General features: G+C 60.6%; 13 protein-coding genes. 8 read left to right on the top strand and 5 right to left on the bottom strand.

Going from position 1 to position 18,592, the window contains the following annotated elements:
- Nucleotides 1-248: 248 nt before the first annotated feature.
- A complete protein-coding gene (locus tag HBO05_RS05980) occupies nucleotides 249-1,667 on the top strand; it encodes an amino acid permease (protein ID WP_170041809.1) in 1,419 nt (472 codons plus the stop codon).
- 48 nt (nucleotides 1,668-1,715) lie between these two features.
- On the opposite strand, the gene HBO05_RS05975 is transcribed toward HBO05_RS05980, so the two are convergent.
- Entirely contained in the window at nucleotides 1,716-8,198 is a 6,483-nt protein-coding gene (locus HBO05_RS05975) for an NEL-type E3 ubiquitin ligase domain-containing protein (RefSeq protein WP_172312035.1), read from the bottom strand.
- 62 nt (nucleotides 8,199-8,260) lie between these two features.
- The gene (locus HBO05_RS05970; RefSeq protein WP_172312033.1) at nucleotides 8,261-9,397 is read right to left on the bottom strand and encodes an OpgC domain-containing protein; all 1,137 of its coding nucleotides are present in this window, start codon (nucleotides 9,395-9,397) and stop codon (nucleotides 8,261-8,263) included.
- A 263-nt stretch (nucleotides 9,398-9,660) separates the two neighbouring features.
- Between HBO05_RS05970 and HBO05_RS05965 the strand changes: the two genes are divergently transcribed.
- Genes HBO05_RS05965 through HBO05_RS05955 form a run of 3 tightly spaced genes read left to right on the top strand, consistent with a single transcriptional unit; the run spans nucleotide 9,661 to nucleotide 12,484 of the window.
- Nucleotides 9,661-10,035: a GtrA family protein gene (locus HBO05_RS05965; protein ID WP_172312031.1), complete on the top strand. Its 375-nt coding sequence runs from the start codon at nucleotides 9,661-9,663 to the stop codon at nucleotides 10,033-10,035.
- Nucleotides 10,032-10,967, top strand: coding sequence for a glycosyltransferase family 2 protein (locus tag HBO05_RS05960; RefSeq protein WP_170041813.1), 936 nt, complete (start codon nucleotides 10,032-10,034; stop codon nucleotides 10,965-10,967). Before HBO05_RS05965 ends, HBO05_RS05960 begins: the two co-directional genes overlap by 4 nt.
- A 23-nt stretch (nucleotides 10,968-10,990) precedes the next feature.
- A complete protein-coding gene (locus HBO05_RS05955; RefSeq protein ID WP_172312029.1) occupies nucleotides 10,991-12,484 on the top strand; it encodes a glucosyltransferase domain-containing protein in 1,494 nt (497 codons plus the stop codon).
- 38 nt (nucleotides 12,485-12,522) lie between these two features.
- Here the strand turns inward: HBO05_RS05955 and HBO05_RS05950 are convergent, their stop codons facing one another.
- Nucleotides 12,523-12,807, bottom strand: coding sequence for a putative quinol monooxygenase (locus HBO05_RS05950; protein ID WP_169954475.1), 285 nt, complete (start codon nucleotides 12,805-12,807; stop codon nucleotides 12,523-12,525).
- Between the two features lie 11 nt (nucleotides 12,808-12,818).
- Nucleotides 12,819-14,438, bottom strand: coding sequence for an FMN-binding glutamate synthase family protein (locus tag HBO05_RS05945; protein WP_169954474.1), 1,620 nt, complete (start codon nucleotides 14,436-14,438; stop codon nucleotides 12,819-12,821).
- A gap of 278 nt (nucleotides 14,439-14,716) precedes the next feature.
- Here HBO05_RS05945 and HBO05_RS05940 point away from each other — a divergent pair, with 278 nt between their 5' ends.
- The 4 genes from HBO05_RS05940 to HBO05_RS05925 all read left to right on the top strand — a co-directional run bounded on the left by HBO05_RS05940 (nucleotide 14,717) and on the right by HBO05_RS05925 (nucleotide 17,640).
- Entirely contained in the window at nucleotides 14,717-14,989 is a 273-nt protein-coding gene (locus HBO05_RS05940) for a type B 50S ribosomal protein L31 (protein WP_169954473.1), read from the top strand.
- Nucleotides 14,990-15,131: 142 nt separating this feature from the next.
- Entirely contained in the window at nucleotides 15,132-16,460 is a 1,329-nt protein-coding gene (locus HBO05_RS05935) for an HD domain-containing phosphohydrolase (protein WP_169954472.1), read from the top strand.
- A gap of 102 nt (nucleotides 16,461-16,562) precedes the next feature.
- Complete coding sequence (locus HBO05_RS05930; RefSeq protein WP_170041817.1) at nucleotides 16,563-16,976, top strand: NUDIX domain-containing protein; 414 nt, start codon at nucleotides 16,563-16,565, stop codon at nucleotides 16,974-16,976.
- A gap of 25 nt (nucleotides 16,977-17,001) precedes the next feature.
- Nucleotides 17,002-17,640 carry a LysE family translocator gene (locus tag HBO05_RS05925; RefSeq protein ID WP_169954470.1) on the top strand — a complete coding sequence of 213 codons (639 nt, stop codon included), beginning with the start codon at nucleotides 17,002-17,004 and terminating at the stop codon, nucleotides 17,638-17,640.
- A gap of 4 nt (nucleotides 17,641-17,644) precedes the next feature.
- Here HBO05_RS05925 and metR read toward each other — a convergent pair whose 3' ends face one another.
- Nucleotides 17,645-18,562 carry a transcriptional regulator MetR gene (gene metR / locus HBO05_RS05920; RefSeq protein ID WP_032859924.1) on the bottom strand — a complete coding sequence of 306 codons (918 nt, stop codon included), beginning with the start codon at nucleotides 18,560-18,562 and terminating at the stop codon, nucleotides 17,645-17,647.
- Between the last annotated feature and the right edge of the window lie 30 nt (nucleotides 18,563-18,592).

The following is an 18,592-nucleotide window of genomic DNA, read 5'->3' as shown; positions in this document are numbered from 1 at the left end:
CGTTCCAGGCAGATGATGCCTCGCCGTCATATCGGCTTTTGCCGAGAGTTCTCGCTGAATTTTGCCGTTTATTGAGTGAAAAGCTCTATAGGGAGCTTTTTATACTGCACGCCCGCTGATCTGGCCGGTTTTCCTGTCAGACGGATCTGCCCACAAGGTAGGCCCGGTGACCCAGGCGTACGAGCCCACCCGCTGGTACGCCCGAGACTCGGTGGTTCAATCCAATAACAAAATGAGGTTGTACCCCTATGCCTGTTGGCAACCATCAGCCCCACGGCGAGACCGCTTCCGGCGGCCCGCTCAAACGCGAACTCGGCGAACGGCATATTCGCTTGATGGCGCTCGGCGCCTGTATCGGTGTCGGTCTGTTCCTTGGTTCGGCCAAGGCCATTGAAATGGCCGGCCCGGCAATCATGCTCTCGTACATCATCGGCGGCCTGGCGATCCTGGTGATCATGCGCGCCCTCGGTGAGATGGCCGTACACAACCCGGTGGCCGGCTCCTTCAGCCGTTACGCCCAGGACTACCTCGGCCCGTTGGCGGGCTTTTTGACCGGTTGGAACTACTGGTTCCTGTGGCTGGTGACCTGCGTTGCAGAAATCACCGCCGTCGCCGTGTACATGGGCGTCTGGTTCCCCGATACACCGCGCTGGATCTGGGCCCTGGCCGCCCTGATCAGCATGGGCACCATCAACCTGATCGCGGTCAAGGCCTTCGGTGAGTTCGAGTTCTGGTTCGCCCTGATCAAGATCGTCACCATCATTGCCATGGTGATTGGCGGCGTCGGTATCATTGCCTTTGGTTTCGGCAACGACGGCGTGGCGCTGGGGATTTCCAACCTGTGGGCCCACGGTGGCTTCATGCCCAATGGCGTGCAGGGTGTGTTGATGTCCTTGCAGATGGTGATGTTTGCCTACCTGGGCGTGGAAATGATCGGCCTGACCGCCGGTGAAGCGAAGAACCCGCAAAAAACCATCCCCAATGCCATTGGCTCGGTGTTCTGGCGCATTCTGCTGTTCTACGTCGGTGCGTTGTTCGTGATCCTGTCGATCTACCCATGGAATGAAATCGGCACCCAGGGCAGCCCGTTTGTGATGACCTTCGAGCGCCTGGGCATCAAGACTGCCGCCGGCATCATCAACTTCGTGGTGATCACCGCCGCGCTGTCGTCGTGCAACGGCGGGATCTTCAGCACCGGGCGCATGCTCTACAGCCTGGCGCAGAACGGCCAGGCCCCGGCGACCTTCGGCACCACCTCGCGCAATGGCGTACCCCGCAATGCGCTGCTGCTGTCGATCTTCGCCCTGCTGCTGGGCGTGCTGCTCAACTACCTGGTGCCGGACAAGGTCTTCGTCTGGGTCACTTCCATCGCCACCTTCGGCGCGATCTGGACCTGGGTGATGATCCTGCTGGCCCAGCTCAAGTTCCGCAAAAGCCTGAGCCCGGCCGAACAGAAGGCCTTGAAGTACCGCATGTGGCTGTACCCGGTCAGTTCGTACCTGGCCCTGGCGTTCCTGGTGCTGGTGGTGGGCCTGATGGCGTACTTCCCCGATACCCGTATCGCGCTGTATGTCGGGCCGGTGTTCCTGCTGTTCCTGACCGTGCTGTTCTACGTGTTCAAGCTGCAACCGACCCAGGCCGGCGTCGGCTCACAGCGTTCGGCGTAAACCCTTGAGCCCTGGCCGGCCTGTCACCTGCGACAGGCCGGCCCAGGTTCAGGTGCGCATCAGCGCCCGTTGCGTGCCCTCTGTCAACTGCCGGACCAGGCGGTTATGTTCGCTGGTTTCCAGGTCAACCAGTGCCTGGCGGCGCTCCAGAAATACCTGCGAACGCTTGTCCTGGAGTTCCCGATTCAACAGGCTGACCTTGTAGCTCACGGCTTGCTTGACCGTGATAAAAGGCTCCGGATGACTGTTGGCCAAATACTCAATCCAGAACTCACTCATCAAAATCGCCTCCTGCACGGCCGGTGATTGGCCGAGTCTGCGCAGGGTGCTGCGTGCCCGGCCCACCACCTCATCGGTGACATAGTCATCCACGGTGTACAGCAGCTCCAGCGGATAAAACGGCAATTTGAATTCACTGGCCAATTGGCTGCGCAGGTATACCGTGACCTCGGCCGGATCGACAGGCAGCCCGGCACGCTCGCGCTCGAGAATGAACTGGTCGGCAAAGTGGTCCAGTTGGTTGAGGTAGAAGCAACTCTCGGCCAATTCCAGCAACGCCCGGTCAGCCAGATAACTGCGCGGTTGCAACTTGGCCTGATGGATCCGGTGGTGCAGTTCCATGTTGGTAAAGGCCAGCAGCACACTGTCGCCGCAGTTGCCGGAGCCGTAGGTGTTGAGGCACACCGCGTTGCGCAGTTGCGTCGACTCGCCCATGGCCTGCAACAAGGTCCAGACTCGCTTGGTCAGGCCAGGCCTCAACTTTTTGTTGCGGTAGGCGTGCGTATTCTTCAGGTCACGCAGCACGCGGAATACATCATCGGCACTCGCCGTTTCATTGGCCTTGAGCTGTTCCCACAATTGTCGGCGCGGCGTTACGTCCTTCTCGGCGATGTCGGTCAGCCAGGTGTCGAAGTCATTCGGCGTCGCTGGGGCATGGGCGGGGGTGCGCAGTTGGCCACCCAGGCGAATACCGGTCTCGAGGTAGTAGCGGTCGATGCGTGCCAGGGTCTCGGCGGTCAGCGGGTTCTCATGCAAAAAGGTGTTGCGATTGGCGGCTTGCAGCCACGGGTTGGTGAACACTTCTTCGGGAATGGTGCTAATCGAGTTGGTCTGCAGGTGCAACTCCTCCAAAACCGGCAGGGTGCCGGCGCCGATCGGCCATTGGCTGATGCCGGTGTTGGCCAGGCGCAGGCGGCGTAGCCGGCTCATTTGGCTGACATCCGGGGTCAGGTCCAGGTCCGGATTATCGTTGAGGTCGAGGTGTTGCAGATTGACCATGCCGGCCAGGCGTTGCACGGCGTCTTCGGTCAGGCGAAGGTCGTTGTCGTTCAGGTCAAGGTGGTTGAGCGTGGTCATATCGGTGACCGCGCTGGGCAGTTCCGTCAGGTAACAATCCAGGCGCAGCACTGCGAGCCCGGTGAACTTGGTCAAAAAGTCCGGCCCCGAAGCGGGGAACGCGTTACCGGAAATCCGCAGGAATTGAATGTGATCGAAACCGCTGGTCCCGGTTATGAACGAGGCCGGTGGCAAGCCTTCGTCGTCCAGTTGCAACTCCAGTGACGGTACGTTGAACAGGCCGGCCATGTACACCGTGGAGGTTTCCCGGCGCCATGCCGCACACAGTTGGGAGGCGATATAGCGCCGCCTGCCCCGGCCGGTGCCCAACGGGTCGATCAGAGGGTTGTCGGCCGCCACAGGGGTTTCGCTCCAGCGCGTCAGTTGCGTATCCATGGCCTGGTACTCGGCTTTCAGCCGTTCCAGTTCGAGCAGTTTTTCCGGGTCGGTCATGTTCAACGCGCTCAGGAAGCTGCGTGCATCGGCATTGCCCAAGCGCGGGTACAGCTCCTGGACCTTGGCTACCAGGTTCGGCGGCCGTGGCCCGTGAAACGGCCAGAGGCGCTGCCACAGCGGGTACACCAGGAACGAACGATCCAGGCCCATGGGCGGTTGCATCCAGGGCTGCAAGTGCGGGATATCCAGCAGGCCCTTGATCTCCACGCGGCGAGCCAGGGCCTGCTCGGCGATCTGGCGGCGCAACTCGGCAATCGCGCTGTCGGTGTCAGCCTCCAGCAACACCTGCTCGGCAGCGGACAAGGTGCTGAGAATGACCATCAGCAATCGGGTCGACGGTTGGCCGAGTGTCTTGCCGTGTTCGTCATAGGCCTGATATCCACGGTTGGTCCTGGCCACGGTCTTGCGTGACGAACCCGCCAGGTGCCCCGCTGTTTCCAGCAGGCGTCCCTGGTCGTCCCATTCGCGGATATCGACGCGCAGGTTCTTCGGCCAGGTCGGCAGCCGGCGCAGCAGGTACAGCGTGATCCGGTCGCTGTCGGCATTGGCGCAGGCGTCCACATACAAGCCTTCGAAGGCACGGTTGAGGCGCAAGTCATGGGTTGTCAGGCGCGCCTGTTCTGACAGGCGCAGGCTCAGTTGGTTTTTTTCATGCAGTTGCTTGAGTTCCCGCGGCGAGGCATGGCCGAGAATCGCCTTGACCGCGTTGTTCGGCAGCGCCGGGTACTGGGTCTTGACGGGGCGCTCCTGGGCGGTGGTTGCGGCCTCGCTGCGCTGGTACATGGATTCGAGGATTTGCCCACGCTCGCGCTCAGTGTATTCGACCATCCGGTTGATCAGTTGGACCAGGCGCTGTTCCAGGGTTTGCGGCAGCTCGCCGAGCAGGGCCAGGGCAAGGTCGTCGTCGGTGACGAGTTTTTCCAGGAGCCCTGGGCTCCTGATGTCCTGGTCGGTGACTTGTACCACCTTGGCCCCGGGTGCTTGGTTTGTTGGGTAGCGCAGGGGGCTGGCGCTGCCGACAATCTCCAGCACGTGGCTGGCGGGCCAGCCTGGCAGGCTGGTGAGGATCAGCAGGCGCAGGTCCGGGTTGGCGACCGAGGTGCTGGGCACCTGATAGAGCGAGACGATGAACTGGGTGATCTGCTGGTCCATCCTGAAGCGCTTACAGGTATCGGCAAGCATCGGCGGGGCCGGCCGGCCGCTGCGGTGGACCTGGCGCAGCACGTGGGCCGGGGTGTCGGTCAGGGCGATGATTTTCGCAGCTTCGCCCTCGTCGACCAGTTGGTGGTCACCCCCCAGGCGGTACAGCAGTCGATGCTCGTCCCATTCCATGGGGTTCTCGCTGGACAGACGCCAGGCCCCTTCACGGTTGTGTTCCAGGGTGGGCGTATCGACGCCAATCTTGTCCGGGTGCTTGAGCCGCCACCGGAAAACCCGCTGGTCATAGATGACGCGGTACAGCGAGCCAAACAACGGCAGGTAATGCTCGCCCTCATGGGAATACAGCCCCTGGGTATCGGGCAGCAGTTTGGCCGGCAGAGACAGGGTGTGCTCGTATTGCTTCAGCGAACCGTCGGCCAGGCGCACATAGCCTTGCGGGTTGCGCTGGTCGCTCATGTACTTGCCCAAGGTGTTTCGCAGGCCTGGGGCGTCGGTCACGCTGGCCATGCCCAGCAGTTCCCGCTCATGGGGTTGCAACACCGAACCGATGGCCAGGTAGAAACTGTCGACGGCCGGGGTTACGGCGATCGTGCCCGCGTTACGCATGTCATAGGCTTCATAGTGGCCCTCGCCGCTGTGGCGCAGCTCCACGGTGAGATCGTCAGGACCGCTGGAGCGATAGGGTTTGGCGATCCCGCCGTCGCGCACCTCGGTAATCACGAAGCCGCGCTGGAGCCGCTGGCGTACCAGGGCCGAGGCGAACTCCCTGGCCCATTGGTCGGCGTCGTTGTTGAATAACCGTGGGTGGTACAGGCCATCGATGGCCGCGTCGATGCGCAGGCAAGTGCGGTGGTTGTCCAGCAATTCACGAAAGGCGCCGGGCAGTTCCCCACCTTGCAGGTAGGCCCGTTGTTGGCGGGGTGTCAGCGGCTGTTGTTCCAGCAGCCGTTCCAGCAGGGCTGCAGACAGGGGGCGGTTGAGGTCGCGCAGTTTTTTCAGCAGCGGTGTGACGGCTACCAGCGGCGCGGAGGCCTTGACGGGCAGGAAGCGGCGCACAGCGGCGGGCGGCAGTTGCTCGGGTTTTTCATAGCCGGCGTAACTGACCAGCGCGGCAAACAGCGTCAGGCGCTCCTGGCGTGCCAGGGCGACCACGGCCTGGCGCACCGCCATGATCCGCTGGGCCGGTGTGGCATCGGGTTGGTTGCTCAGGCCCAGTTGCGAGGTGCCGGGTTGCAGGCTGATCACCAGGCCCAACAGCGGTTCGGCGCGGTAAGGCACCTGGCCGCTATCCTCTTCGCTTTGGTAGCTGCCGTCTTCGTTGCGGATGATCGTAATGGTCGTCGGCTCGAGCAGTGGCTGGGTGCTTTTGCCGAAGGTCTCGATCACGCTGCGCTGCGGATCGCGGATGCTCAGTAGGGCGGTGGCCGGCCATTCGGGCAACTGGGTCAGCAGGCACAGCACTACGCTGTCGCCATAGGGCGGTAGATAACCGGCTTGATGGAAGCGCCCGATGATGTGCTGGATCAGTTGGTCGGCTTGCAGGCGCCGCACACCTTCGATCAGGTTCAACGGCGCCGGCTCGCCGTGCCATACCTTGTCGAGGGTTGCACGGGAGGTGGCGGTGCAGAGCAACATTTGCTCGAGGTCGAGCTGGGTGATGTTCGAGGAGTCGCCGGGCAGCATCTGTCGCAGCAACTGGGTATCCGACAGGGCCTGGGCGTTATGCAGGTCGAAGGTCCAGGCTTGCAGCGCCGGGTCGAACACGATGGGTGGCTTGTAGCTGCTGCGCCCGTTCTTGAGCACGTAGCGCTGGGTTTGCTGGTCGTGGGTGACTTCGGCGACCTGGGTCTGCTGTTCATGGTGCAGCTTGACGTACTGCTTGCCCTGCACGTCGAATACGCACAGGGCATCGGCAGTCTTGCCCTCCAGCAGGTAAGGCTCGTCATGGGCGTAGGGGTGCGCGTCAGGCTTCCACAGTTCATCGACCCCGTCGGGCCGGGTCACCTTGCGCGGGTTGCCCAGGCGCTGCAGGTGTTCGAGCATGCGCTGGCGATGGACCCTGCCGGCGATGCTGATCAGGCGCCCGCTGATGGCCAGGTCGGCGACATCGCTGAGGGTCGTGGCAAAGCTGCTGGCATCGCCCTTGGCTGCTTCATTCAGGCCCACGCTGACGCTGTAGGTCATGCTGCCCAGCACCGCCAGTTGCATCACCCGGTTCATTCCGGTGACTCCGCCGGGCAGGGGCGTGAGCAGCAGTTGCAGGACTTCGGCGGCGATGGCCGCAGCGGCGTCCTTGAGTGCTTGCCAATCGGCTTCGGAGCGGGTGTTGGCCAGGGTGTCCATATCGGCCTGGCAGCGCTGGACCTGCCGATAAGTCAGGGTTTGCAGCAGGGTTTCGGCGGGGCCTCTGGGTGGATCGGCGGCGAAGCGGATGTCGTCGAGGGTGCGTTCGGGGAAGGCTGCGTGAAACCCGTCGTACAGCTTGCCGGCCAGCCAGTTCAGGCCTTCGGGGCGCTTCTCCAGGGTCAGCAACGGCTTGAACACCGACAGCCCCACCAGCGGCAGTTGCCGGGCAAACCAGCCGAGGTCGTCCTGGCGATGGCTGTCGCGCAGTTGCCGGCGAAAGTCGGCTTCTGCCGCGCGCGCGTCGGGGTGGTAGCGAAACGCACCGCCGGGGCGGAAAGGGAAATACGACAGCACCCCGAGGCTGGCCACGCGGATCAGCAGGAGCGGCACGGGAATGGCGCTCTCCCAGGGCACGAAGGGCACGGCGGCAATCGGGGTGACGCCCGAGGTCAGGCTCAGGCTCTCGACCGCCAGTGGCGGCCCGCTGCCATCGAGCGAGGCGGTGAGGCTTGCGTACACCGTTTGCGTCAGGCCGTTATGGGCGCGGTTGCGCCAGGCGTCCAGGGCATCGAACTGCAACAGGGCCTGCGCTGCCACGCCCATCAAGCGGCGCAGCGTACCCTGCTGATCGAGGGTGGCCTTGATCTTCACTTGCAGTTGGTGGCCCAGGTCCAGCTCGCGGGCGATGGCGATAAACTCCCGGGCCTTGAGACTGCGATCGCCGTCGGGGCCCACCACTTTGCTGGCGTCGACCAGACTGTAGCCGGAGTCCTGGCGCAGGCCTGAGGTGAAGCCGAAGTTCACACAGGCTGCTTCCCACAGGGACATGCTCTTGACGTGTTCGATTTCGCGGTAATCGATATCGGAGCGGCGCGGCGTGCGGATGTGGCTGCCGGGCTGGCGATCCCAGGGTAAGGGTTGCTCGATTTTTTCAATGTAGGTGGTGTCGAAGCGGTACTGCTCGGGATCGCGCCCGCCGATCCGGCTGCGCAACTGCGCCAGGCCATCGGCCTTGAAGGAACGCACCACCCGTTCTTTTTCGCTTTCAACGGCCGCCAGCGCCGCGTGGGCCTGGCGTTGCAGTTGCACGAAACGCTGTTGTTCTTCGGTGTCCAGGCCCTGTAGGGCTTGGGTCACATTGCGCTGGATCAGCTCCAGCGCCTGTTGCTGGGCCCAGGAGGTACTCGATTGCAGATTGCCAGACAGGCCGTTGAGTAAATGATGAGTCGGCATGCGCTCTACCTTTCACGATAAGTGGAAGGCAGATGGAAGCACTGCGCATGCGCGCCCGGGGCCTAACTATTTAACGGGCGGCCCTCACTGCGTTGGGCCTGGTTCAACTGCTTGTTGAACTCCAGCCACGCCGCCAGCCCGGCCATCAACACCAGGCCCAGCAGCGCACTGAATATCTGCATCGGCCAGGCGTCGTCGACCTGGGCGTTGAGCATGTCAGCCAGCGGCGCCAGCAGCACCCCCAGGCAGAACACCTCCAGGGAGTAGCGCCCCATGCGGCAGCTTTGTTGCGCCAGCCAGTTTTGCGTCCAGCCCCGGCCGGGCAGCAGCTTGGCGGTGACATAGGCCAGGGCCAGGAAGTGCAGCAGGCGTACCGGCGACAGGTCGGTCTTGCTGATGGGGTACAGCAGCTCACTCAACACGGCCGGCATCACGGCATCGTGGATTTCGGGCCAGCGCCAGGACAGGGTGATCACCCCAGCCAGCAGCGTATAGGCCGTCGCGCCAAGAAACAGCGGCTGCCTGTGCAATGGCCGGGTTTGTGGTGCGCGGGGCATACCTGCGCGGATCGCCGCCGCACCGCCGAGGACGAACAGGAACTGCCAGGTCACCGGGTTGAAGTACCACACGCCATCGGCAATCGCCGCCAGGTTCCAGCCCAGCCGTGGCGCCAGCAGGTACACCACCATCGACACCACTACCACCGCCAGGGGCTTGCGTACCAGCACCGGCAGCACCAGCGGCAAGCCCAGCAGCAACACGATATACAGCGGCAACGGGTCCATCAGGTTGGGCTTGAAGCGCAGCAGCAATTCATCGGTCAGGGCTTGTTGTGGGTTGGTGATGAAGTGGGTCAGGCCCATTTCCTGCACCAGGTCGCGGGTTTCTACCTTGCTGTTGGCGAAGAACACGATGCCCATCAGCATCGCCAGCAAAAAGATATGCACCACATACAACACCCAGGCGCGGCGCAGGATTTTCAGGCAGGCCATCGGGTAGCCTTCGCGCTGCAACACCTTGCTGTAGGCCAGCACCGAGGCGTAGCCGGCGAGGAACACAAAGACCTCGGCGGCGTCGCTGAAACCAAAATTGCGCAGGGTGATCTGACCGAGCGGGTTGTGGGGCACGTGATCCCAGAAAATGAAGATCAACGCCAGGCCCCGAAAAAAATCGATGCGCGGGTCGCGTCCGTTAAGCATGGCTGCGGGCTCTTGAACAAGTCGTTAAGTAATGACCCGGGATGGTCGGCAATGGTACGCGCCGTACGTCGGGCCGGCGCAGGTTGGCGGTATTTGTAAGCAATTGCAAAGGTTGGGTATTACTGAATGTCTCAATTGCCCGAAAGGGTCATGCCGTTGGTCGTATAAGCGCTGCTACCTGTTATTTCTGACAGTAGACGGGCTTTTGTGAGCATGGCTTGCTTGCCTATCGGCTGCGATAGGCAACGAGGCGTGATGGTGGCATGAGCAGACTATGGATAGGGTTCTCCAGCTATACGGTGATTGGCATCGCCAACACAGTGATCCACTGGCAGCTTTTTTTCGTGCTCCGGGCAGCGCTTGACCTGAGCCAGGCCTTGAGCAATTTCCTGGCGTTTTGCGTGGCGGCGAGCTTCTCGTTTTTTGTGAATGCCACGTTCACCTTTGGGGTATCCGCTTCGCTTGGCCGCTACCTGTTATTCATGCTGTGCCTGGGCAGTTTGAGTCTGGTGGTCGGCTGGATGGGTGACTATTGGCGATTGCCCGGCCTGGCCACGGTGGTGGTGTTTTCCCTCAGTAGCCTGTTGTGTGGCTTCCTGCTGTCCAAGTACCTGGTGTTTCGCAGGCCTGAATCATGAGGCTTTCGCTGATCGTGCCGTTGTTCAATGAAGAACTGGCGATCGAGCCGTTCTACCAGGCCATACGCCGCGAGCCATCGCTGCTGGAGCATGAGGTCGAGATCGTCTTTATCAACGATGGCAGCACCGACCGCACGCTGGAGATCGCCAGGGATATCGCGCTGCTTGATCGCAACGTGGTGCTGATCAACTTTTCGCGCAACTTCGGCAAGGAACCGGCGTTGTTTGCCGGCCTTGAGTACGCCAGTGGCGAGGCGGTGGTGCCGATGGACGCCGACCTGCAAGACCCGGTGGAGGTGGTTGCTTGCCTGATCGAGAAATGGCAGCAGGGCGCCGATGTGGTCCTGGCCAAACGCCGCGACCGCTCCAGCGATGGCTACCTAAAACGCCACAGCGCCTCGCTGTTCTACCACCTGCTCAATCGCATCGCTTACACCCATATCGAAGAAAACGTCGGCGACTTCCGCCTGATGGACCGCAAGGTGGTGGACGTGATCAAGGCGCTGCCAGAGCAGCAACTGTTCATGAAGGGCGTGTTGTCCTGGGCCGGGTTCACCGTGGCGATTGTCGAATATGACCGGGCCTCACGGGTGGCTGGCCAGAGCAAATTCAATGCCTGGAAGTTGTGGAACCTGGCGCTGGAGGGCATCACTTCGTTCAGTACCTTGCCGTTGCGGTTATGGAGTTATATCGGTGCCGGTATTTCGTTATTGGCACTGGGGTATGCGGGGTACCTGATTGTCGACAAGTTGCTGTTTGGCAATGAGGTGCCGGGGTATCCGTCGTTGATGACGGCGATCCTCTTTCTGGGGGGCGTGCAACTGATCGGAATAGGCATATTGGGGGAGTATGTGGGGCGGATCTATATGGAGGCTAAGCATCGGCCGAGGTATGTAGTGAAAGAAGTAGTTCGGAACATGGCTCGGAGGTAGGTGCGATGTGGAATCAAAGGGAGTTGAGCCGAAAAGAAATAATGATAGTGTTTGTAGTGCTTTCCTTCGCTTATATTTATCCACTTGTTCATGCGGACTATGCCTATGTCGATGATAATTGGCGAGCTTTGCATCAGGCGCAAGAAGCGTGGAAAAATCAAGGCCGGATCTTGCTTGAAGTGTTGCATAGGGTCTTGACGTTTACCGGTGGTACAACCAATATATTTCCTCTGCCGCTGTTGATATCTGTATTCGCACTTGCATTGGCCATGACGCGGTTGACCCTGTGGTATTTTACTCGCCCCTGTATTTTAAGTTGCCTGGTGGTGTTGCCCATTTTATGCAACCCCTTTTTCTTGGGCAATCTGACTTATCAGTTTGATGGTCCAGGCATGGTGTTGGCGGTTGTTGCGATCATTTATGCAATTACCTGCACTATTGAGCATGTGGTTTATCGGGGTTTTGCATCCGCATTATTGATAGCTATTTCATTGAGCTTGTACCAGCCCACCCTGTCGCTGTTTGTTGGCTTGAGCATTGTTGAATTCGTCTGTGGAGTAAAAAATAGGATTTCTACCGTTAAAGCTTTGTCATTAGCTACGCAGAGGTTTGTGCAACTGACTGCAGGAAGCCTGATCTATGCTCTGACTGCCTACCAGTTGACTGTGGATGGACGAGGGAACTTGAGTGTTTTTGACGCTAGATGGCTTGAGGTAGCGGGTCAAAAACTGATCTTCGCTATGGAACAGGTTGGTCTATTGGTTAACCCTGGGGCAATTTATTTTACTGTTTTGTTGCTGCTTGTAGCGACGTTTGCGTTTGTTTTATTTATGAAAAATATCGTTGATATGCCAGGAGGAGTACTCAGCAGAGTTATAGTGCTGGCTGTGTATTTGCTTGGTTTTCCAATATTGCTGTTAAGTATCCCTGGCGTCATGCTGTTTCTCGTGGAGCCAAATCTGGATGCAAGAAATTACATCGGATTTTCCGCTGTCTTGATTCTTGTCTTGTATTTGAACTATGAGGTGCTGGGGCGAGCTTGGCTAGCCGCTCGATGGGTGTTGGTAGTTCCGGTGTTGTTCATGTTTGCCTTTTGTTATGCCTATGGTCAGGTAATTATCGCGAAAAAAGAGCTTGAGATGGCGATGGCTCAATACATTGCAAAAGACATTGTTTCGGAAAAACAGCTGGGATTGGTACCGGTATTTTATTTTGTAGGTCCACAAACGGGGGGTAACTGGCTACCTCGGGGGCACGATGCCATGACCTATATGCCAGCACTGAGGTATATTTTGAGTAATGCTAACGTCTTGCTGCATCCTCACTTTTTTCCTCGGTTGGGAATCAATAATGTTGTTGGCGGTAAGCGTGATGTTTTTAACAAGTTGGTTGCTTTAAATGGCGTGGGTTCGCCTGTGGTGGACAGTAAGTTCTATTCGATTTATGTGACCTCTGAAGGGGGGTACATTGTCATGAAAGAAATACGCGATTCCGAAAACTACAATGACATCCCCTAGAGCCGCTGCCGAATCGATGATCGGCAGCGGGAGATTATTTAAAACCCATCCATCAACAACACCCGGCACGGCCTGGCCTGATACGCATTGATCTGCGGCACCAGGCGGGTGAAGTGTTCGGTCTGGCAGTGCGCATCCAGCGCGGCCTGGTCGGGCCATTGCTCGATAAAGATAAAGTGCCCCGGGTCTTTCTGGTCGATGAACAAGTCGTAGGCAATGCACAGCGGTTCCTGGCGGGTTTTTTCCACCAGTTCGGCGTACCAGGGGCGCACGGTGTCCAGGTGTTCGGGTTGGATAAAGTCTTCAGCAATAACTTTCAACATCAGATCGGTCCTTAGGCAGCTTCTACTTCATGGGGCTCGAAACTGTCGGCTCGCGCCATCTGCCACATACGCGAATAAAACTCGCCGTTCACTTCGCCGGTCAGCAGTTCCCCAGGCTTTAAGAACACATGCAACTGCGAAAACAGTTTGATCTCGGTGGCCGACATGCGCCGTACCAGGTGCTTGGCCGACAATTGCGACGGATGATCAAGGCCGGCCGCCGCGAGCATTTCCGCCAGGGCCTTGAGGGTGTTGCGGTGGAAGTTGAACACCCGCTGGGCCTTGTCCGGCACCACCAGTGCGCGTTGGCGCAAAGGGTCCTGGGTGGCCACGCCGGTCGGGCATTTGTTGGTGTGGCAAGACTGCGACTGGATACAGCCGATGGCGAACATAAAGCCCCGGGCCGAGTTGGCCCAGTCGGCGCCGATGGCCAGCACGCTGGCGATATCGAAGGCGCTGACGATCTTGCCGCTGGCGCCCAGTTTGATCTTGTCGCGCAGGTTCAGGCCCACCAGGGTGTTGTGCACAAACAGCAGGCCTTCGCGCAGGGGCACGCCGATGTGGTCGGTGAATTCCACGGGCGCAGCGCCAGTGCCGCCTTCCTTGCCGTCGACCACGATAAAGTCCGGCAGGATCCCGGTTTCCAGCATGGCCTTGGCAATGCCCATGAACTCCCACGGGTGGCCCAGGCAGAACTTGAAGCCCACCGGCTTGCCGCCCGACAGCTCACGCAACTGGGCGATAAAGTGCATCAGTTCAATCGGCGTGGAAAACGCGCTGTGGCGGGATGGCGAGATGCAATCTTCGCCCATCAAAATGCCGCGGGTCTCGGCGATTTCCTTGGTCACCTTGTGCTTGGGCAGGATCCCCCCGTGACCGGGCTTGGCGCCCTGGCTCATCTTGATTTCGATCATCCGCACTTGCGGGTTTTGCGCCTGCACGGCAAAGCGTTGCGGGTCGAAACGGCCGTCGCTGGTGCGGCAGCCGAAGTAGCCGCTGCCCAGCTCCCAAGTCAGGTCGCCGCCGTTTTCCCGGTGGTAGGCACTGATGCTGCCTTCGCCAGTGTCATGGGCGAAGTTGCCGAGCTTGGCCCCCTGGTTGAGGGCGCGGATGGCATTGGCGCTCAACGAGCCGAAACTCATCGCCGAGATATTGAACACCGACGCCGAATACGGCTGCGTGCACTGCGGGCCGCCGACCATCACGCGAAATGCGCTGGGGTCGCTCAACGGGGCCGGGCGCATGGAGTGGCCGATAAATTCGAAGCCGGACTGATACACGTCGATCAGGGTGCCGAAGGGTTTGTCGGCGCTTTCATTCTTGGCCCGCGAATACACCAGCGAACGCTGGGCCCGGGAGAAGGGCAGGGCATCGCTGTCGGACTCCAGCAGGTACTGGCGGATTTCCGGGCGGATGCCTTCCACCAGGTAGCGGATATTGCCCAGGATCGGGTAATTGCGGCGCACCGCGTGGGGGCTTTGCAGCAGGTCGAACACGCCGATCAGGCTGAGCACGCCGGTCACCAGGGTAAAGGGCCACAGCCATTCGTGTTGGATAAAGGGGAGGCTGGCGAGGGTGAAAATCACACACACGGCAAAGAATGCATAACGGCTAAGCAACGACAGGCTCATACGGTTTCCTTGGGTTCGGACTCTTTCTAACCTGCGGGAGCCGGCTGGCCGGCAATGGCGTTTTCGATCGCGCTATCGCTGGCAAGCCAGCTCCTGCAAGGATCTCCAGGCTATGGATGCCTGTGCTCTCACGGAGTCCCAGCTTACGGGCGAGGTCCTTGCCGGGGCAACCACATAGAACCCGGGCTTCTATCGGTATTGCAATACGTTCTCGTTTGGGTGCATTATTTGTGTTACTGTATAACGTATTGATTCTGCCCGAACGCCCTGGAGGCCCTATGAAAGCTGGTATCCATCCCGACTACCGCACCGTGCTGTTCCACGATACTGCCGCCGATGTGTTTTTCCTGATCGGCTCCACAGTCGACACGGACCGCACCTACCAACACAGCGATGGCAACACTTACCCCTATATGGCCCTAGACGTGTCCAGCGCATCCCACCCGATCTACACCGGCCAGCAGCGCAAGACCCAGGTCGAAGGACGGATCGCTGGCTTCAACAAGCGCTTCGCCTCGTTTAGTTCGTCCGGCAAAGCAGCTGAGGCCTAAGGGGCTTAAGGCACACTGGTGGCAAATGGCATCATTTAGCCACTACCGACTGAAAACTGACTAAACTACTAGGTAATAGCCAGGAGGCTGTTACCTTGACCGTAGGAAGCGCACACCGACGCGACTAGATCCGAGGTGTCCCGTGGGAGAGTCAGTTACCTTTTCTGAAACCGATCGTCCCGTGGTGCTGTTGATCGACACCCACCCGGACGTGCATGACCGCCTCGCGCAGCTGCTGCGCCTGGAGCCCTTTGAACTGTGCAGCGCCACCACGGCGGCCGAGGCCCTGGCCATTCTGGCGCGCCAGCCCGTGGACCTGGTGATGAGTGCCGCACGCCTGCCGGATATGGACGGGGCCACGCTGCTGGCGCAGATCCATCACGCCTATCCCCAAACGGTGCGCCTGTTGTTGACCGGCGAGACTGACCTGACCCTGATCATCAAGGCGATCAACGAAGGGCAGATCTACCGCTACCTGAGCAAACCCTGGAAGGATGAAGAACTGCTGCTGGCCCTGCGTCAGTCCCTGGCCCACCAGCATTCCGAACGGGAGCGCCTGCGTCTTGAGCAACTGATCCGCCAGCAGAACGAGGAGCTCAAGCAACTCAATGCATCCTTGGAAAAACGCGTGGTTTCGCGCACCAGTGAATTGCAGCAGACCGCCGACATGCTCGACCTGGCCTACGAAGAACTCAAGCACAGCTACGCCACCGGCACTGAGGTGTTCTCGCTGCTGGCCAACCTGCGCCTGCCGCGCAGCAAGCAGACCAATCGGCAGATCATCGAGCTGGTCCGCACCTGGTGCGTGCTCCATGGCCTGGACGATGCCAGCAGCCGCGACCTGACCATGGCTGCGGCGCTGTACAACATCGGCAAGTTGAGCTGGAGCGACAGCATGATGGTCGCGCCCTCGGACTTGCTGCACAGCACCGACCGCGAGCGCTTTCGCGAGTACTCCACACAGAGCGAGTCGCTGTTGATGACCCTGGAGCCGATGAAGGACGCCGCGCGGCTGATCCGCCATCACCAGGAACGCTGGGACGGCAGTGGTTTCCCCGACCATCTCAAGGGCGAGGCAATTCCCTTTGGCTCGCGCCTGCTAAAGCTGGCGGTGGACTTTATCGAACTGCAGCGCGGCCTGATCCTTGAGCGGCAGATGAACAGCGACGAGGCGCTGCTGTACATCCGCAAATACGCCGGGCGCCTGTATGACCCGGACATGGTCGAAGACTTCGTCCAGGCCTGCGCGGCCTTCCTCAGCGACGTGACCCTGGGCGACCCGATGGTCAAGGTGCTTGGCACTCGCGAACTGGCCGAAGGCATGGTCTTGGCGCGCAACCTCAATGCCGACAACGGCATGCTGCTGCTCAACGCCGGCAAGGTGCTGAACCTGCCGCTGGTGGACAAGTTGATCGCCTTTGAAGCCATGGAGGGCGCCAAGTACAGCGTGTTCATCAAGGAAGCCGAGTAACCCGAAACTCTGTAGGAACCGGCAAGCCGGTTCCTACATTCATTGCGAGGAACAGGGCAGCCGTGTGATCCTTTGCGCCCTTTACTCCAAGGCGTTTTTTTCATGTCCAAGACCATCCGTATCGCCGCCGCCCTGTTGATCGGCAGCGACGGCCAGACTCTACTGGTGCGCAAGCGCGGCACCCTGGCCTTCATGCAGCCGGGCGGCAAGATCGACGCGGGCGAGCAACCGGCGCAGGCCCTGGCGCGTGAGCTGCACGAAGAACTTGGTCTGCGGATCGACCCGGCAGCGGCGCAGTACCTTGGCCACTTCTCGGCGCCAGCGGCCAATGAGCCGGGGTTTACCGTGGAGGCCGAGTTGTTTGAAGTACGGATCGATGTGCCGGTGACACCCGCCGCCGAGATCGAAGAAGTGCGCTGGATCGACCCGGCCGGCGATGGCGGCCTGCAGTTGGCGCCCTTGACACGTGACCTGATCCTGCCGTTCTATCGCGCATCGCTGACTACCACTGCCTGAACTGTCGGGCGCAAAGGACTGAGCCGTGATCCCCCTCAATGACCTGCTGATTTTTGCCGCCGCCTCGCTGCTACTGGTGCTGACACCCGGCCCGAACATGATCTATTTGATCTCCCGTTCGATCTGCCAGGGCCGCAAGGCTGGGGTGACGTCGTTGCTGGGGGTGGTCGCGGGTTTTTTTGTACACCTGTTTGCCGCCGCTGCCGGTTTGACCGCGGTGTTTCTTACGGTGCCGGTGGCCTATGAAGTGCTGAAGTGGGCCGGCGCGCTGTACCTGCTGTGGCTGGCCTGGCAGGCGGTGAAACCGGGCGCGCGTTCGCCGTTCGAGGCCCAGCAACTGCCCGCCGACTCACCGCGCAAGCTGGTGACCATGGGCTTTTTGACCAGTGCGCTGAACCCGAAAATCGCGGTGTTCTACCTGTCGGTATTCCCGCAGTTCATCACCCCGGAGCACGGCTCGGTCTTCACCCAGAGCCTGATGCTGGGTTTTACCCAGATCAGCGTCAGCTTTGTGGTCAACCTGCTGATCTCGCTGTGCGCCGCCAGCATCGCCGCCTGGTTTATCCACAACCCCACGTGGCTGGCGGTGCAGCGTTACTTCATGGGGTTTGTGCTGGCCGCCCTGGCGGTGCGCCTGATGCTGGAGCAACGGCGCAGCGCGTGAGCCGTCACCGCACCGCGCTGACCCCATCCAGGGTCGAAAACGACGTGTCCTTGGCCGTCAGCAAGAAGTCGCGCATGTACGGCGCATCCAGCATATCTGCGCGGATCCCGGCGTACAGCGTGGCGAACAGACCCTTCTCCCCCAGCCGCTTGGCCTTCACATAACCCCGCGAGCTGTACTCGTGCAGCGCCCAGTGGGGCATGCCACACACGCCGCGTCCGCTGGCCACCAGTTGCATCATCATCACCGTCAGCTCCGAGGTGCGCACCTGGGCGGGTTCGACGTCGGCCGGTTCCAGGAAACGGGTGAAAATGTCCAGGCGGTCGCGCTCCACCGGGTAGGTAATCAGGGTTTCGCTGAGCAAATCCTCGGGCACGATGTATGGCTTGTTCGCCAGGGCGTGCTGGTTGGCCACGGCGAGCATCGCTTCATAGGTGAACAACGGCACATAGGTGATGCCCGCCAGCTCCAGCGGGTCGGAGGTCACCACCAGGTCCAGGTCGCCACGGGCCAGGGCTGGCAGCGGGGCGAAGGCAAAGCCGGAGGCCAGGTCCAGCTCGACTTCCGGCCAGGCATCGCGGAACTGGTCGATGGTCGGCATCAGCCACTGGAAGCAGCTGTGGCATTCGATCGCCATATGCAGGCGCCCGGCAGTACCGCCGGCCAGGCGCGCAATATCCCGTTCGGCACCGCGCAGCAGCGGCAGGGTGGCATCCGCCAGTTGCAGCAGGCGCAGGCCGGCGCTGGTGAAGCGCACCGGCTTGGTCTTGCGCACAAACAGCGGCATGCCCATGCGCTCTTCCAGCTCCTTGAACTGGTGGGACAACGCCGACTGGGTCAGGTGCAGGCGCTCGGCGGCTTCCACCAGGCTGTCGGCTTCGCGCAAGGCGTGCAGGGTCTTGAGATGACGGATTTCGAGCACGGGCTCTCCATGAAGACAATTTGTGACAAG

Source organism: Pseudomonas sp. WS 5079, from assembly GCF_012985465.1.
Taxonomy (GTDB): Bacteria; Pseudomonadota; Gammaproteobacteria; order Pseudomonadales; family Pseudomonadaceae; genus Aquipseudomonas.
The sequence above is the reverse complement of the archived record's forward strand: the minus strand, read 5'-3'. Positions and strand labels throughout refer to the sequence as shown.

What these genes read in the sequence shown, in the direction of transcription:
- HBO05_RS05965 (WP_172312031.1), top strand. Translation starts at nt 9,661, where the DNA reads ATGAGCAGACTATGGATAGGGTTCTCCAGCTATACGGTGATTGGCATC.
- HBO05_RS05975 (WP_172312035.1), bottom strand. Translation starts at nt 8,198, where the DNA reads ATGCCGACTCATCATTTACTCAACGGCCTGTCTGGCAATCTGCAATCG.
- HBO05_RS05950 (WP_169954475.1), bottom strand. Translation starts at nt 12,807, where the DNA reads ATGTTGAAAGTTATTGCTGAAGACTTTATCCAACCCGAACACCTGGAC.
- HBO05_RS05980 (WP_170041809.1), top strand. Translation starts at nt 249, where the DNA reads ATGCCTGTTGGCAACCATCAGCCCCACGGCGAGACCGCTTCCGGCGGC.
- HBO05_RS05970 (WP_172312033.1), bottom strand. Translation starts at nt 9,397, where the DNA reads ATGCTTAACGGACGCGACCCGCGCATCGATTTTTTTCGGGGCCTGGCG.
- HBO05_RS05940 (WP_169954473.1), top strand. Translation starts at nt 14,717, where the DNA reads ATGAAAGCTGGTATCCATCCCGACTACCGCACCGTGCTGTTCCACGAT.
- HBO05_RS05945 (WP_169954474.1), bottom strand. Translation starts at nt 14,438, where the DNA reads ATGAGCCTGTCGTTGCTTAGCCGTTATGCATTCTTTGCCGTGTGTGTG.
- HBO05_RS05930 (WP_170041817.1), top strand. Translation starts at nt 16,563, where the DNA reads ATGTCCAAGACCATCCGTATCGCCGCCGCCCTGTTGATCGGCAGCGAC.
- HBO05_RS05960 (WP_170041813.1), top strand. Translation starts at nt 10,032, where the DNA reads ATGAGGCTTTCGCTGATCGTGCCGTTGTTCAATGAAGAACTGGCGATC.